Below are 13,654 nucleotides of genomic sequence, written 5' to 3' on the forward strand. Positions count from 1 at the left end.
CTGCTGGAGAACGCACCCTCGTCCTGATGCGCCACGCCAAGTCGGACTACCCCAACGGGGTGCCCGACCACGACCGGCCGCTGGCGTCCCGCGGTGTCCGGGAAGGCGGCCTGGCCGGCGAGTGGCTGCGGGCCAACATCCCGGCGATCGATCTGGTGCTGTGCTCCACGGCGACCCGCACCCGTCAAACCCTCGAGCGCACCGGTATCACGGCGCCCGTCACCTACTCCCAACGGCTCTACGGCGCCACCCCGGGAACGATGCTGCTCGAAATCAACCAGGTGCCCGATGATGTCGCGACGCTCATGGTGGTGGGCCACGAACCGACGATGAGCCAGCTGTCACTGGGCCTGGCCGACCCCGACCGTTCGGACCGCGGGGCGGCCGACGGCATCGCGATGAAGTACCCGACGTCGGCCATCGCCGTGCTGCGGGTGCCGGTCGGCTGGGCGGCCCTGGAACTCAGCTGTGCCGAGCTGACCTCATTCCACGTGCCGCGTTAGGAGTTGGTGGCCAGCGTCAGTTCCATCAGCTTGATGGCCTGACCGCACGCGTCGATGCCGGGGGCCTGCGGGTTGACCCACCACCCGACGACACCGCCTGCGTCGCTGGCGACACCGCACCCACCATTGGGATCGCTGGTCCGCATCACGATCGACGGCACACCGGCGATCGACCGGTTCTCGATCTGGTACTTGAGGAACTGCCCGACCGAACGCTCATTGTCGAGGCTGCCCTGCTCGTACCAGAAGCGGGTGATGTCGACCAGGCCGGCCGGGTTGGCGGCCTGCCAGCGGCAGACGGCACCGACGAAGGTGCTCTGGATGTCCAGCGGGTCCGCGCCCACCGTCTTGGCCAGGATGTCGGTGGTGAGGACGTCACATTCCTTGAGCAGGTTCGGGTACTGCTGGGCCGAGTTGTCGTTGCGCGGCACGCTGCCCGAGCCCGACTTGGCCGCGGTGCCCTCGACTGTCTTGGCGCAGCCGCTGACCATCACCAGAGCGCACAGCGCCGCACCCACCGCGGTTGCTACCCGGCGCGGGCTCATTTGGAATTCACGATCGATTGACGGGTCAATTCCTTGGCCACGTCGCAGGCCGGCGGGAAGGGCTTCTCGGCGAAACTGACCGACCATTCGATGAAGTCGTCGTTGAACTGGATGCCGACCTCGCACAGGTTGTCCCCCAGAGTCGGATCGGTGCCGACGGCGATGAACCCGCTGTGGCCCTCGATGTTGATGTCCTCGACGCTGGTGCGCGACAGCTCTTCGGTCTTGCGTTCCCGCCCGATCGGGCTGCCCCGGTACCAGGTGAAGGAGAAGTGCGGTCCCAGGATCCCGCCGCCGGCCAGCCACTGACAGCCGACCGAGTTCTTGGCCGTGTTCACCAAGCCGGTCACCCGGGTCTGCTCGGCCATCGTCTGGTCAGTGATGCCACCGCATTCGGGGAACATCGGACCGTGTTTGGCGTTGCCCGACTGCGGCGCGGGAGCCTGCGAACCCTGTGGCTGGCTGGGGCCGCTGCCCGAATCCGAGCATGCGCCGATAGAGGCCGCGATGGCTACAACCCCGGCAGCCAACGCGAGTTTGCGCGTCGCTGTCATGCGCACCTGCTGCAAGTCACAGCATGCACTGTAGCGGCAGCCCCTCGACACAACCACCGACAGGCCGCTTGACCTGCCACTTTGTCGCGATTCTCGGCGACAGAAAACGGCGCGGCCCGACAACGTCAGCGGTGCCCCGGTAGCGGTGTGCAACAGTAGCGAAATGCTCCTGGCGCTGCTGAGACAGTATGTCCGGCCGTACCGGTGGCTGGTCGCGGCGGTGATGGCGTTACAGACCGTCAGCACGCTGGCCTCCTTGTATCTGCCGACCGTCAACGCAGCGATCATCGACGACGGCGTGGCCAAGGGCGACACCGGGCTGATCACCGAACTCGGGCTGGTCATGCTGGCCGTCACCGGACTTCAGGTGGTGTGCGCGGTGGTCGCGGTCTACTTCGGGTCCCGGACCGGCATGGGGTTCGGTCGCGACCTGCGCTCGGCGATGTTTCACCACGTCACCACGTTCTCCGAGCGGGAGACCGCGCGGTTCGGGGCGCCGTCGCTGCTGACCCGGACGACCAACGACGTCCAGCAGATCCAGGTGCTCATCCAGATGACCACGACGACCCTGGTGACAGCACCGATCATGTGCGTCGGCGGCATCATCATGGCGATCCATCAGGACGCCGGCCTGTCCTGGCTTCTCCTCGTCAGCGTTCCGGTGCTGGCGCTGTCCAACTTCTGGATCGTGTCGCGGATGCTGCCGATCTTCCGCAGCATGCAGCGGCTCATCGACGGCATCAACCGGGTGATGCGCGAACAGCTCTCGGGCATCCGGGTGATCCGCGCGTTCGCCCGAGAGCCGTTCGAGCGCGACCGGTTCGCTGTCGCCAACGCGGCCGTGTCCAACACGGCGCTGGCCGCCGGACGCTGGCAGGCCCTGATGCTGCCGGTGACCACCTTGACCATCAACATCTCCAGCGTCGCCCTGATCTGGTTCGGCGGCCTGCGCATCGATTCCGGACACATGCAGGTGGGCTCGCTGATCGCGTTCCTGTCGTATTTCATGCAGATCCTGATGGCCGTTCTGATGGCCACCCTGATTCTGGTCATACTGCCCCGGGCCTCGGTCTGCGCCGAACGGATCACCGAAGTGCTGGACACCGAGCCGGCGATCAGCAGCCCCGCCTCGCCACGACTCCCGGACGGCGGCATCCGCGGTGCGGTCACACTCGACAACGCGACGTTCTGCTACCCGGGTGCGGAGCGCCCTGTGCTGGAGGGTGTTTCGCTGACCGCCCGGCCGGGGACGACAACGGCGATCGTCGGGAGCACCGGGTCCGGGAAGTCGACGCTGATATCCCTGATCTGCCGGCTCTACGACGTCACCGACGGCGCGATCCGGGTCGACGGGATCGACGTACGCGAGTACGACCCCGAGCATCTGTGGGCCACCCTCGGCCTGGTTCCGCAACGGGGGTATCTGTTCTCCGGCACCGTCGCCGACAACTTGGCGCTCGGCGCGGCCCCGGGACAGGTAGTGACTGACGACGAGATGTGGCGGGCGCTGCGGGTCGCCGCGGCCGACGACTTCGTTCGCGCCCATCCCGATGGTCTCGAGATGAGGGTCGCGCAGGCAGGTATCAATTTCTCCGGCGGGCAACGTCAGCGACTGGCGATCGCACGTGCGGTGATCCGGCGTCCGGCGATCTACCTGTTCGACGACGCGTTCTCCGCACTCGACGTCCACACCGACGCCCGGGTACGGGCCGCGCTTCGTGAAGAATCCGCGAATTCCACGGTGATCATTGTCTCCCAGCGCATTTCGACCGTCATGCAGGCCGACTCCATCGTCGTGATGGATGGCGGCCGGGTGGTCGGCACCGGGACCCACGACGCGCTGCTGGCCGGCTGTGAGACCTATGCGCAGTTCGCCGACTCCCAGTCGGTCGACTTGAGCGTCGGCGGCGGCCGATGACCGGGCCCGCGTTCCGCGGCGGTGGCATGCGCGCGATGAGCCAAGACCCGCGGCAGGCCCGATCGCGCGACTTCACGGGTTCGGCGCTGCGGCTGCTCCGGCGGCTCACACCGCACCGGTGGCCGACCGCGGCGGTCATCGGCTTGTCCATCGTCGGCATCGCGCTGGGTGTCATCGGTCCCCGCATCCTCGGCCACGCGACCGACCTGCTGTTCAACGGAGTCATCGGCCGGCAGCTGCCGGCCGGGATCACCAAAGACCAAGCGGTGGCGGCGGCCCGGGCGCGCGGTGACACCACGTTCGCCGACCTGCTGTCCGGAACCGATGTGGTACCCGGCCGCGGAGTCGACTTCGCCGCGGTGGGCCGCACCCTGTTGTTGGCGCTGGCACTGTACGTGGTTGCCGCACTGTTGATCTGGGCGCAGGCCCGGCTGCTCAACGTGATCGTGCAACGCACCATCACCGCACTGCGCGCCGACGTGGAGGAGAAGATCCACCGGTTGCCATTGTCCTACTTCGATTCCCGGCAGCGTGGCGAGTTGCTGAGCCGAGTCACCAACGATGTGGACAACATCCAGACCTCGGTGTCGATGACGATCAGCCAGTTGCTGACATCGGTGCTCACCGTGCTTGCGGTGCTGGCGATGATGCTGAGCATCTCCCCGCTGCTGGCATTGATCACCGTCGTGACGGTTCCGTTGTCGCTGTGGGTGACCCGGGTGATCGCACGCCGTTCGCAGCGGATGTTCATCGCCCAGTGGACCAACACCGGCCGGCTGAACGCTCACATCGAGGAGACCTACAGCGGCTTCACCGTGGTCAAGACCTTCGGCCACCGGGCCGCCGCCCAGGAGAAGTTCCGTGAGTTCAACTCCGACGTCTACCACGCAAGCTTTGGCGCACAGTTCTTCTCCGGCCTGGTCTCCCCCGCGACGACGTTCATCGGGAATCTCAGTTACGTCGCAGTCGCCGTGGTCGGCGGTTATCAGGTCGCCACCGGCCAGATCACGCTGGGCAGCATCCAGGCCTTCATCCAGTACGTCCGCCAGTTCAACCAGCCCCTGACCCAGGTCGCCGGCATGTACAACACACTGCAGTCCGGCGTGGCCAGCGCCGAACGGGTCTTCGACTTTCTCGACGAGCCCGAAGAAACCCCGGACGTGCCAATCGCCTTGGCCGGCAACGGCGGCGGCCGCGTCGAATTCCAGAACGTGTCGTTCAGCTATCGGCCCGACACCCCGGTCATCGAAGACCTGTCGCTGGTCGCCGAGCCGGGCAGCACGGTGGCGATCGTCGGTCCGACCGGGGCCGGCAAGACCACTCTGGTCAATCTGCTGATGCGGTTCTACGACGTCGACGCCGGGAGGATCCTGCTCGACGGCACCGACATCAGAGACGTCAGCCGGGAGTCGCTGCGCTCACGAATCGGGATGGTTCTGCAGGACACCTGGCTGTTCGGCGGCACGATCGCCGAGAACATCGCCTACGGGAAGCCCGGCGCGGGTGAGGACGAGGTCATCGAGGCGGCCCGGGCCGCGTATGTCGACCGGTTCGTCCACACGCTGCCCAATGGTTATGAGACCCGGGTCAGCGATGACGGCGGCAATATCAGTGCCGGCGAGAAGCAACTGATCACCATCGCGAGGGCGTTCCTGGCCCGCCCCCAGCTGCTGATCCTCGACGAGGCGACCAGTTCGGTGGACACCCGCACCGAGCTGCTGATCCAGCATGCGATGACAAAGTTGCGCCGGGACCGAACCAGTTTCATCATCGCCCACCGGCTGTCGACCATCCGCGACGCCGACAGCATCCTGGTCATGGAAGCCGGCCGGATCGTCGAAACCGGCAGCCACGCCGAGCTTCTCGCTCGCCGGGGCGCTTATTACGCGATGACGCAGGCCTAACCCCCTCGCGACGTCAGAGCCCGGGGCCTTCGGCCCGCAGGTCGTCCACCTCGGCCATGGCCGAGCGCAACTTGGCCAACCATTCCTCGGCGTGCTCACCGACGAGGCGCACACTCCAGGCCAGCGCGTCCGAGCGCGACCGGGCGACGCCCGCGTCGACCAGCGTGTCGAGCACCTGGCGTTCAGGTTGCTTGAGGCGGGTCATCACCGGAACGGCGATGTGCGTGAACAGAATTCGTTCCGGTTCCGCGGAGCCTTCTGAGACGATGTCCAAGCCCCAGGAGACTTTGCGGCCGTACTTGTCCTGGGCCTCCTCGGCGATCCGGATTCGCTCGGAGCGAGTGTCCTCCCGGAACCGGGATGCCCGGCCCGCCGCCCGCGCGTCGCTGTCCGGTGTGTCCGCCGCGGGTAGCCGCCCGATCACGGTGATCTCTTCACGGTCGACGATGACCGTCGGGTCTCCGGCGAACCATCCATCGGGCAGACGACCGGCGAACCACTCGCCGGCGTCGGTGGCGTCGGGCTGGTCGGCCTGTTGCCAGCCGCCGGGGCGGCCGGGCCGACGATGTGCATGTTGGTGCTTCATGTATTACATGATTACACCGTTACAGAGTATGCGCCAGGCATTCTCTGTGGGCGAACGGCCGCCACGCGGCGGGCACGTGGAAGGGCTGTCGATCAGAGCTTTTCGGCCCGGCGGGCCCGGAACAGTTTGACCTCGTCCTGAATGCCTTTGAGGTGCCGCGCCCGAGCGAACGACCAGCTGAAGGAGGGGTCGTCCCCGATCTGTTCCCGCGCCGCCTCGGACACCAGGACCGACCCGGGCCGGGCCGCCGAGGTCACCCGGCTGGCCAGGTTGACCGGGCTGCCGAACCAGTCACCCGCGCGACTGACGGCCTGGCCATGAGACACACCCACCCGCAGTTGCGGCAGGGCGTCGTCGGCTTCGGTGGCTTCTACGAGCGTCAGCATCGCGTCGAGCAATGCCGCAGTGTCCGTGGACACCATCATCACCGCGTCGCCGATCGTCTTGATGAATCGCACCGGCGGCACCGCCACATCGCGCGCGGCGTCGGCGAGCCGGTTGGCGAGCTGTTCGAGCTCCTCGGGCGGGACCGTCTCGCCCAGCCTGGTGAACCCGACGAGGTCGGCGAAGGCGACCGCGACGTCGCGGGCGCCGGGAAGCGATGCGCCGACAGCCCTTTCATTGGCGTTGATCGCCTCGGTTTCCATGGCGTGGCGCAGCTGCAGCATGAGCATGTCCTGCACCATCGGGCCGAGCAGCGGTGCCACCGCGCTGACCAACACCTGCGCGCCCTGCGCCATCTCGAGTTCGGTGGTGCCGGGATGTTGCATCGTCGTGGCGACTGCAATGTAGCGCATCGCCTCGGCGGCACGCGAAAGGCCTTCTGCCAGAGTGCGATACACGGCCAGCAGCCGGTCGGGATCGAATCCCAGATCCAGAAGCCGCTTGACGTGCACGGCGGTCTCGGCGTCAGGTTTGAGGAACACCGCCGCGTCGGGATCATCGACCGTCGCAAGGCCGCTGGCGCGCTGGAAGCGCCGGAGCAGATCGAGGTCCAGTCCGGTCTGCTCGCTGATCTGCCGAGCCGACAGCCTCGTCCCGTCATCGCCGAGGATCCGGCGCCCGGGGAGCAGCATTGGCGCGAACGCCCCCCGGATCTCCTCGACGGTGATGCCCTGCTCGATCAACCAGGGAATCAATTCAGCTCGCTGGGCACGGGCATCGCCCGTGAGCCCGTCGAGCAGCCCGGCGGCCTCTGGGTCGACGGTGTCGGTCACCGACCCAACGTATACCGTCGACCCCGATGTCACGATCCCCGCTCCTGGAAGGGCTGCCTCCCATCGGCTCGTCCGATGCGCGGCTGCTGATTCTCGGCAACATGCCCAGCGTGCTCTCGCTGGCCAGCGGGCAGTACTACGGGAACCCACGAAATGCGTTCTGGCACATCATCGGTGAGGTGTTCGGGTGTGAGCCCGACGCTCCGTATCAGCATCGCACCGAGGTACTACGCCGCCACCGCATCGCCGTCTGGGACGTACTCAAGCACTGCAGACGGGTCGGGAGCCTGGATTCCGCCGTCGAGCCGGACAGTATGGTGCCCAACGACTTCGGGACATACTTCTCCTCCCAGCCGCGCATCGAACGGGTGTGCTTCAACGGAGCGGCGGCCGAACGCAACTTCGGCCGGCTGGTGCGCGCTGATACGCCTGCCACGTTCGTGCGTCTGCCCTCGACCAGCCCCGCGCAGACCATGCGCTACGCCGCCAAACTCGCGACCTGGAGCGCGGCGCTCGCGCCGTTCGGAAATGCCGCAGCCGACGCGCCGAGCGAATCAACGTATGGCCAGACGCGCTGAACTGTCACAATCGCTAGGTAGAGCCTGTTGGGTTGACCTCGGAGTCCGCCCACGGACGTTGTCAACCGCGGGGCGACGGCCGTAGTGGCGCGGTGGCGGGTCGCCGGTGGCTCGCTATGGAGGGACAACTGACGCCGTAACGGACAGGTGAGATTGTGGACTCGGACGTTGCCGCAGAGGGCTCCAGACGGAGCGCGATTATTCACGCGGCGTTGGAACTTTTCGCTCTACGTGGTACCGCCGAGACGACGCTGCAGATGATCGCCGACGCCGCCGGGGTGTCGGTGGGATTGGTACAGCACCACTTCACGTCGAAGGTGGGCTTGATCGAAGCGGCGGAGGCGCACGCGCTCGAGGTCATCGGCACCGTGATGGCCCAGCCAATGCCAGAGTCGCCGGCCGAGTCGGCCCCTGAGATCGGGCGTCGAGTGAGCCGGCTGTTCGCCGAACATGTGGCGGCGCTGGATTTCATGGGGCGCCAGCTTGTGGAGGGTGCCGCCGGCGGCGTCGGGCTCTTCGACGCGATGGCGCGGATGGGAATCGCGCGATGGGAGCAGCTCGCCCAGGCCGGAGCAGTCCATCGCGATCTCGATGTGGTGTGGGCGGCACTCAACCCTCTGCTGCTGGTCTTCGGTGCCATTGTCTTCCGCCGGCAGCTCGAGCAGCACCTCACCGAGCCGCTCACCAACCCGTCCCAACTTCGCCGTTGGGAGGACTCGGTGAACATCCTGATCACCCAGGGCCAGCTCCGACGCGAGTTCTGGCCGTGACCTGCCCTTACGCGGGCGGGCAATTAAATTAGCTGAACTACAATATCGCGATATTGCGCAACTGCCTTCGCTATCGTAAATTTCGCGGATGATCGCGGGTGCCCCGATTCCGGAAGGCGACCTCAGCGCCGCACGAATGGCACAGGCGCTGGCGTCGCTGAACAGGCCCGCGGAGCAGGCGCTGAGCGGCGCGCACTCGGTGGCATATCGGTACGGCAGCGACGTCCTCGGATCCGCCCACGTACTCATGGGCCTGCTTGCCGATCCCGGACACCTGGTGACGGCAACTTTGGACGAGCGCGACAGCGGCAGTCTTGCCGTCATGCAGCTCTACGAAAACAGCTACGGCGCCAGAACCCGCGCGACGCCGCGAATCATTCATCTGCCCTACAGCATTCACGCGCGAGCTATCGTCATCAACGCCGCCGGCCATGCCCGTCAACAGGCCACCCCGGCTCGGCGGGCGCACCTTTGGTGGGCTACGACAGGCGCCACCGGATCGATCGCCGCGCGACTGCTGACCGAACTCGGGCAGCTCGAATTCCTCCGAACTCAGCTGCTACCGGCCATCAGTGCTCCCGCATCACCCGCCACTCCGCGCTGAGAGGCGCCCACTCCCGTCAGGAGACGGGCGGTCTTCGGTTCGCCCATGGCCGCGCCATCTCGATCTGGTGGCTCAACGACAACAGCGTCGCCTCGTCCGAGGGCCGGCCGACCAGCTGGATCGACATCGGCACCCCGGCGTCGTCGAGACCCCACGGGACCACGGCGGCGGGCTGGCCCGTCGCGTTGAACATCGCGTTGAACGGCACCCGAGCCGAGACCATGGCCAGCGTCGCGACCCCGCCGCGGTGCTGATACTGCCCGATACGCGACGGACCGGTCGCGGTGCCGGGGGTGATCAACACGTCGACGTGGTCGAAGATCGACTGGACCCGCGCGGCGAGCGCCGGCTCGGCCGCACGCACCTTGGCGATCTGCGCCTCGGAGATCAAGCGGCCAAGCCGGGCAATGCCTTTGGTCCTCGGCTCGAGCCGTTCCCGGTGCGGCAGAGCGGTCGCATCCTGGAAGGCGCCCCGCCACATCCGCGGCAGCACATGGCCGTATACCGCCCACGCCGGATAGTCGGGATCGCGCCAGATCACCTCGTGGCCGAGATCGCGCAGCAGCGTCTCGGCACCGTCGAGTGCCTTCTGCTGCGCCTTCCCGACTCGACCGAGCATGGTCGGAGGAAGCTTGCTACTCAAGGCAATTCGGAGTCTGCCCGGCTCCCGGCTCGCGGCGGCGACGAATCCCCCTGCCGGGCCCGGCACCTGCGTCGTCGCGTCGAGGAACAGCGCGGCGTCCTCCACTGTGCGCGTCATCGGGCCGTTGACGGACAAGCCGCACCACGCGTCGTCGTGCGGAGCCATCGGCACCCGGTCACGCTGGGGCTTGAGTCCGAACAGCCCGCACCAGGTGGACGGAATACGGATGGACCCGGCGCCGTCGGAGCCCAACGCCATCGGCGCGAGCCCCGCGGCCACGGCCGCACCGCTGCCGCCACTGCTGCCGCCGGGCGCGCGCTCCAGATCCCACGGATTGTGGGTGGCGCCGAAGGAGATCGTCTCGGTGAACGGCCAGAGCATCATCTCCGGCACCGACGTTTTGCCGAGGATCACCGCACCGGCCTCCCGCAGCCGGCGCACCACCAGCGCATCGCTCGTCGGCGGCTGTCCGTAGGCGCTGCTGCCGTAGCAGGTGAATTCGTCGACGACGTCGACGTCGTCCTTGATCGCGATCGGGACGCCCAGCAGCGGCCTGCGCTCGCCGGCGTCGAGCAACTCCTGCGCGGCGACGGCCTCCCGGCGCGCGCTGTCGGTGAGCACCACGCGATAGGCCCGCAATTCCCGGTCGACGCGCGCTATCCGGTCGAGGTACAACTCCAGCAGGGCGGGCGCGGTGATGGTGCCGTTGACGAGCATGCGCGCCTGCTCGGCAGCACCGGCGAAGGCAATGTCGGTGGAGTCCATCTCCCGCAGCCTAACGCTGCCCGCTACGGTGACCAGATGGCATGCGTGTTCTGCGAGATCGTCGCCGGTACGGCACCTGCCATCCGCGTTTACTCCGACGACGACTTCCTCGGCTTCCTGGACATCCGCCCATTCACCCGGGGCCACACCCTGGTGGTGCCCAAGCGACACACGGTCGACCTCACCGACACCCCTGCCGAGACCCTGGCCGGGATGCTCGCCGTCGGGCAGCGGATCGCGCAGGCGACCCGCGCGTCGGATCTCGGCGCGACCGGCAACAACATCGCGATCAACGACGGCAAGTCGGCCATGCAGACGGTGTTTCACATTCACCTGCATGTGATCCCGCGGCGCGACGGCGACAAGCTGTCGTTCGCCAAGGGGATGCTCCTGCGCCGTGACCCCGACCGCGAGGGCACCGGACGGATCCTGCGCGACGCCCTGTCCCAGCTCGACACAACTGGATGAGAGAGCCATGCCCGATTCCGCACTGATGACGTTCGTGAAGGTGCACGACTGGGTGTACCGGCGCACCAACGGCTTGATCGGGCACCGGATGCCCGGGGTTCCGTCCTCGCTGATGCTGCACACCATCGGGGCGAAAACCGGCCAGCCCCGGTCGAATCTGCTCGCCTACTACCGCGATGGCGAGGACTACCTGATCGTCGCGTCCAACGGCGGAGCCGACCGCAATCCGGCGTGGTACCACAATCTGCGCGCGCAGCCGAAGATCGAAATCAACCTGGGCAGAAAACGTTTGGCGGTTACGGCACACATCGTGATGCCGGACGACCCGGACTACGCGCGGCTGTGGCACATCTGCGACTCGAACAACGGCGGCCGCTACAGCTCCTATCAGCGCGGCACCAGGAGGCCCATCCCGGTCGTGCGCCTGACACCCTGAGCGTCCGCCTCCGAGCGACAATCCTTGTCATCCCCCACCGGCTGACATCGAGATCGACGGCAGCGCGGGAAAGGTCGAGTAAACGTCACGCCAGCGTCGATCTCGGTGAAGTAGTCCTGAAAGCACCTGCTAGAAAAGCTCTTTCGCCAGCAGCTCCAGCGTGGTCTCCCGGTCCGGGGCGGTCGCCGGGTCGGTCCCGCGATGCGCGGATGCAACGGGGTTGACCATCACCTCGTCGACGTCGAACTCTGCGGCCACGGCACGAACCTGGTCGGCCGCCTCGGACGGTGACCCGACCACGGCCTTGCCGCGCCCGGCGGCGATGATCGCCTCGGCCTGCGGGTGCATGGTCACCGCCGCCGCGTCCTCGACCAGGTCGAGCGGCCCGAGCGGTTGGCCGGTGCGCAGCCGAGCCATCATCTGCAGGTTCGGCAGCAGCAGCGCCTCGGCCTCGGACCGGGTCGGGGCGACCACCGCGTTGACCGTCATGAACGTCACCGGCTCGGCGGCCACCGCACTGGGCCGGAACTCCGACCGGTAGGTGGCCAGCGCCTCGACGGTGCCCTGCCCGGCGAAGTGATGCGCGAACACATACGGCAGGCCTTTGGCGGCGGCCAGATGCGCGGAGTACATCGACGAGCCGAGCAGCCACAGTCGCGGCTCCTCGACCGCCGCCGGCGTGGCTTTGAGGATGTAGTCCTGGTTGCGGATCGGGATCCGCACCCCGTGCGCGCTCATCAGCGCCGCGACGTCGTCGAGGTACTGCGGGAAGTTCTCGATATCGGAATCGTCCCGCGTGCCCCGCAACATGTACGACGTCACCGGGTCGGAGCCGGGCGCACGGCCGATCCCGAGATCGATCCGTCCCGGCGCGGCGGCCTCCAACAACGCGAACTGCTCGGCGACAGCCAGCGGGGCATGGTTGGGCAGCATCACCCCACCCGAACCCAGCCGCAGCTGGGTGGTCTGGGCAGCCAGGTAGGCCAGGATCACCGGCGGGCTGGTGGCCGCGACCGCGGGCATGTTGTGGTGTTCGGCCACCCAATACCGGGTGAATCCCAAGCGGTCGGCGGTCTGAGCCAGCCGTACGGTGGCCGCCAGCGCGTCGGCGGTGGTCTGGTCGGTGCGTACCGGAACGAGGTCGAGGACAGAAAGCCGCATAGTCACCTCAACGATACGAGTGCGCGCATGCTTCCCTTCACCGGCGGGCAGGAGCGAAGCGACCCGGGAATAAGGTCACCGGAGGGCAGGAGCGAAGCGACCCGGGAATAAGGTCACCGGAGGGCAGGAGCGAAGCGACCCGGGAATAAGGTCACCGCCGCAGGCCCGCGCGTGCAGCAGCGTCGGTGAACACGTCGTCGAGCATGGCCGGGGTGAGTCGCCCGGTGAACATATTCTGCTGACTTGGGTGATAGCACCCCAGCAGCTGCCGCCCCGACGGCAAATCGACGACCACCCCGTGCCCGAACTTCGGTTTCGCCTGCGCAGGCAGGTCATCGGCGAGCAAGCGCAGCGCGGCCTGCCAGCCGAACCCGCCCAGGGTGACGATCACCCGCACCGAGGGCGCGATCAGCCGCCACTCGGCGGTCAGCCACGGCTCACACGTCGATCGTTCCTCGGGCGCGGGCTTGTTGGCCGGCGGAGCACACCGCACCGCGGCCATTACCCGAATATCCTTGGTGGTCAAGCCATCTGCTGCGTCGACGCTGGTTGGTTGGTTCACCAACCCCGCGCGATTCAGCGCGGCGAACAGCTGATCCCCCGAGCGATCACCGGTGAACACCCGCCCCGTCCGGTTGCCCCCGTGGGCGGCCGGGGCCAGGCCCAGCACCAGAATCTTCGGCTGCGCCGAGCCCCATCCGGTGATCGGCCTGCCCCAATACGGTTCGCCGGCGAACGAGCGACGTTTGGTGACCGCCACCTCTTCCCGCCAGGCGACCAGTCTGGGACATGCCCGGCACACGCTGACCTGGGCATCCACTTCCCCGACGTCGCTGGCCTCCGCCGCCAGAGCCGCCACCTGGGCGGCGTCGGTGGCCACCGTGGTCTCGGGCACAGCCGGGTCCCCTGGCCAGCCCGTACCCGGCGGGACCGGCGAGGAGAACAGGACGCCGGTCCGGGGATGTGGAAAGAGGGTCACCGGTCCACTCTGCCCGGGTCCCG

15 protein-coding genes are annotated in these 13,654 nt (G+C 67.5%); 8 read left to right on the forward strand and 7 right to left on the reverse strand.

Translation table 11 applies throughout. The annotated features are described in order from the left end of the window. Positions 1-26 precede the first annotated feature (26 nt). Positions 27-503, forward strand: coding sequence for a SixA phosphatase family protein (locus tag G6N32_RS20085; RefSeq protein ID WP_115321536.1), 477 nt, complete (start codon positions 27-29; stop codon positions 501-503). On the opposite strand, the gene G6N32_RS20090 is transcribed toward G6N32_RS20085, so the two are convergent. Both G6N32_RS20090 and G6N32_RS20095 read right to left on the reverse strand, forming a co-directional pair. Continuing rightward, a complete protein-coding gene (locus tag G6N32_RS20090) occupies positions 500-994 on the reverse strand; it encodes a DUF3558 domain-containing protein (protein ID WP_410432640.1) in 495 nt (164 codons plus the stop codon). The genes G6N32_RS20085 and G6N32_RS20090 overlap by 4 nt on opposite strands. Positions 995-1,044: 50 nt before the next feature. After that, positions 1,045-1,602 (reverse strand): DUF3558 domain-containing protein, encoded by a 558-nt coding sequence (locus G6N32_RS20095; protein WP_174901048.1) that lies wholly within the window; start codon positions 1,600-1,602, stop codon positions 1,045-1,047. A 163-nt stretch (positions 1,603-1,765) separates the two neighbouring features. Here G6N32_RS20095 and G6N32_RS20100 point away from each other — a divergent pair, with 163 nt between their 5' ends. Both G6N32_RS20100 and G6N32_RS20105 read left to right on the forward strand, forming a co-directional pair. Beyond that, positions 1,766-3,520: an ABC transporter ATP-binding protein gene (locus tag G6N32_RS20100; RefSeq protein WP_115321538.1), complete on the forward strand. Its 1,755-nt coding sequence runs from the start codon at positions 1,766-1,768 to the stop codon at positions 3,518-3,520. After that, complete coding sequence (locus tag G6N32_RS20105) at positions 3,517-5,424, forward strand: ABC transporter ATP-binding protein (RefSeq protein ID WP_115321539.1); 1,908 nt, start codon at positions 3,517-3,519, stop codon at positions 5,422-5,424. Before G6N32_RS20100 ends, G6N32_RS20105 begins: the two co-directional genes overlap by 4 nt. 13 nt (positions 5,425-5,437) lie before the next feature. Here the strand turns inward: G6N32_RS20105 and G6N32_RS20110 are convergent, their stop codons facing one another. Together G6N32_RS20110 and G6N32_RS20115 are read right to left on the reverse strand one after the other, a co-directional pair. Next, positions 5,438-6,010: an ATP-binding transcription factor AbmR gene (locus G6N32_RS20110; RefSeq protein WP_115321540.1), complete on the reverse strand. Its 573-nt coding sequence runs from the start codon at positions 6,008-6,010 to the stop codon at positions 5,438-5,440. 92 nt (positions 6,011-6,102) lie between these two features. Beyond that, positions 6,103-7,227 (reverse strand): adenylate/guanylate cyclase domain-containing protein, encoded by a 1,125-nt coding sequence (locus G6N32_RS20115; protein WP_115321541.1) that lies wholly within the window; start codon positions 7,225-7,227, stop codon positions 6,103-6,105. A 26-nt stretch (positions 7,228-7,253) separates the two neighbouring features. Here G6N32_RS20115 and G6N32_RS20120 point away from each other — a divergent pair, with 26 nt between their 5' ends. From G6N32_RS20120 to G6N32_RS20130, 3 genes are all read left to right on the forward strand, one after another. Beyond that, positions 7,254-7,805 carry a DNA-deoxyinosine glycosylase gene (locus tag G6N32_RS20120; RefSeq protein WP_115321542.1) on the forward strand — a complete coding sequence of 184 codons (552 nt, stop codon included), beginning with the start codon at positions 7,254-7,256 and terminating at the stop codon, positions 7,803-7,805. Positions 7,806-7,960: 155 nt separating this feature from the next. Then, positions 7,961-8,575, forward strand: a complete 615-nt coding sequence (locus G6N32_RS20125) for a TetR/AcrR family transcriptional regulator (RefSeq protein WP_115321543.1) — start codon at positions 7,961-7,963, stop codon at positions 8,573-8,575. A gap of 88 nt (positions 8,576-8,663) precedes the next feature. Beyond that, a complete protein-coding gene (locus tag G6N32_RS20130) occupies positions 8,664-9,179 on the forward strand; it encodes a hypothetical protein (protein WP_115321544.1) in 516 nt (171 codons plus the stop codon). Positions 9,180-9,195: 16 nt separating this feature from the next. On the opposite strand, the gene G6N32_RS20135 is transcribed toward G6N32_RS20130, so the two are convergent. Next, a complete protein-coding gene (locus tag G6N32_RS20135; RefSeq protein WP_115321545.1) occupies positions 9,196-10,587 on the reverse strand; it encodes an amidase in 1,392 nt (463 codons plus the stop codon). Positions 10,588-10,623: 36 nt separating this feature from the next. On the opposite strand from G6N32_RS20135, the gene G6N32_RS20140 reads away from it, so the two are divergent. Together G6N32_RS20140 and G6N32_RS20145 are read left to right on the forward strand one after the other, a co-directional pair. Further along, positions 10,624-11,055, forward strand: coding sequence for an HIT family protein (locus G6N32_RS20140; RefSeq protein WP_115321546.1), 432 nt, complete (start codon positions 10,624-10,626; stop codon positions 11,053-11,055). 7 nt (positions 11,056-11,062) lie between these two features. After that, complete coding sequence (locus G6N32_RS20145) at positions 11,063-11,491, forward strand: nitroreductase family deazaflavin-dependent oxidoreductase (RefSeq protein WP_115321547.1); 429 nt, start codon at positions 11,063-11,065, stop codon at positions 11,489-11,491. Between the two features lie 129 nt (positions 11,492-11,620). Here the strand turns inward: G6N32_RS20145 and G6N32_RS20150 are convergent, their stop codons facing one another. Together G6N32_RS20150 and G6N32_RS20155 are read right to left on the reverse strand one after the other, a co-directional pair. Next, complete coding sequence (locus tag G6N32_RS20150; protein WP_115321548.1) at positions 11,621-12,652, reverse strand: LLM class flavin-dependent oxidoreductase; 1,032 nt, start codon at positions 12,650-12,652, stop codon at positions 11,621-11,623. Between the two features lie 151 nt (positions 12,653-12,803). Then, positions 12,804-13,631 (reverse strand): uracil-DNA glycosylase, encoded by an 828-nt coding sequence (locus tag G6N32_RS20155; protein ID WP_115321549.1) that lies wholly within the window; start codon positions 13,629-13,631, stop codon positions 12,804-12,806. Positions 13,632-13,654 lie beyond the last annotated feature (23 nt).

The organism is Mycolicibacterium aichiense, from assembly GCF_010726245.1.
GTDB classification, from domain to species: Bacteria; Actinomycetota; Actinomycetes; order Mycobacteriales; family Mycobacteriaceae; genus Mycobacterium; species Mycobacterium aichiense.

Excerpts from the sequence above, each read along its gene's own strand:
- G6N32_RS20085 (WP_115321536.1), top strand. The coding sequence starts at position 27 with ATGCGCCACGCCAAGTCGGACTACCCCAACGGGGTGCCCGACCACGAC.
- G6N32_RS20090 (WP_410432640.1), bottom strand. The coding sequence starts at position 994 with ATGGTCAGCGGCTGCGCCAAGACAGTCGAGGGCACCGCGGCCAAGTCG.
- G6N32_RS20095 (WP_174901048.1), bottom strand. The coding sequence starts at position 1,602 with ATGACAGCGACGCGCAAACTCGCGTTGGCTGCCGGGGTTGTAGCCATC.
- G6N32_RS20100 (WP_115321538.1), top strand. The coding sequence starts at position 1,766 with ATGCTCCTGGCGCTGCTGAGACAGTATGTCCGGCCGTACCGGTGGCTG.
- G6N32_RS20105 (WP_115321539.1), top strand. The coding sequence starts at position 3,517 with ATGACCGGGCCCGCGTTCCGCGGCGGTGGCATGCGCGCGATGAGCCAA.
- G6N32_RS20110 (WP_115321540.1), bottom strand. The coding sequence starts at position 6,010 with ATGAAGCACCAACATGCACATCGTCGGCCCGGCCGCCCCGGCGGCTGG.
- G6N32_RS20120 (WP_115321542.1), top strand. The coding sequence starts at position 7,254 with ATGTCACGATCCCCGCTCCTGGAAGGGCTGCCTCCCATCGGCTCGTCC.
- G6N32_RS20130 (WP_115321544.1), top strand. The coding sequence starts at position 8,664 with ATGATCGCGGGTGCCCCGATTCCGGAAGGCGACCTCAGCGCCGCACGA.
- G6N32_RS20135 (WP_115321545.1), bottom strand. The coding sequence starts at position 10,587 with ATGGACTCCACCGACATTGCCTTCGCCGGTGCTGCCGAGCAGGCGCGC.
- G6N32_RS20140 (WP_115321546.1), top strand. The coding sequence starts at position 10,624 with ATGGCATGCGTGTTCTGCGAGATCGTCGCCGGTACGGCACCTGCCATC.
- G6N32_RS20145 (WP_115321547.1), top strand. The coding sequence starts at position 11,063 with ATGCCCGATTCCGCACTGATGACGTTCGTGAAGGTGCACGACTGGGTG.
- G6N32_RS20150 (WP_115321548.1), bottom strand. The coding sequence starts at position 12,652 with ATGCGGCTTTCTGTCCTCGACCTCGTTCCGGTACGCACCGACCAGACC.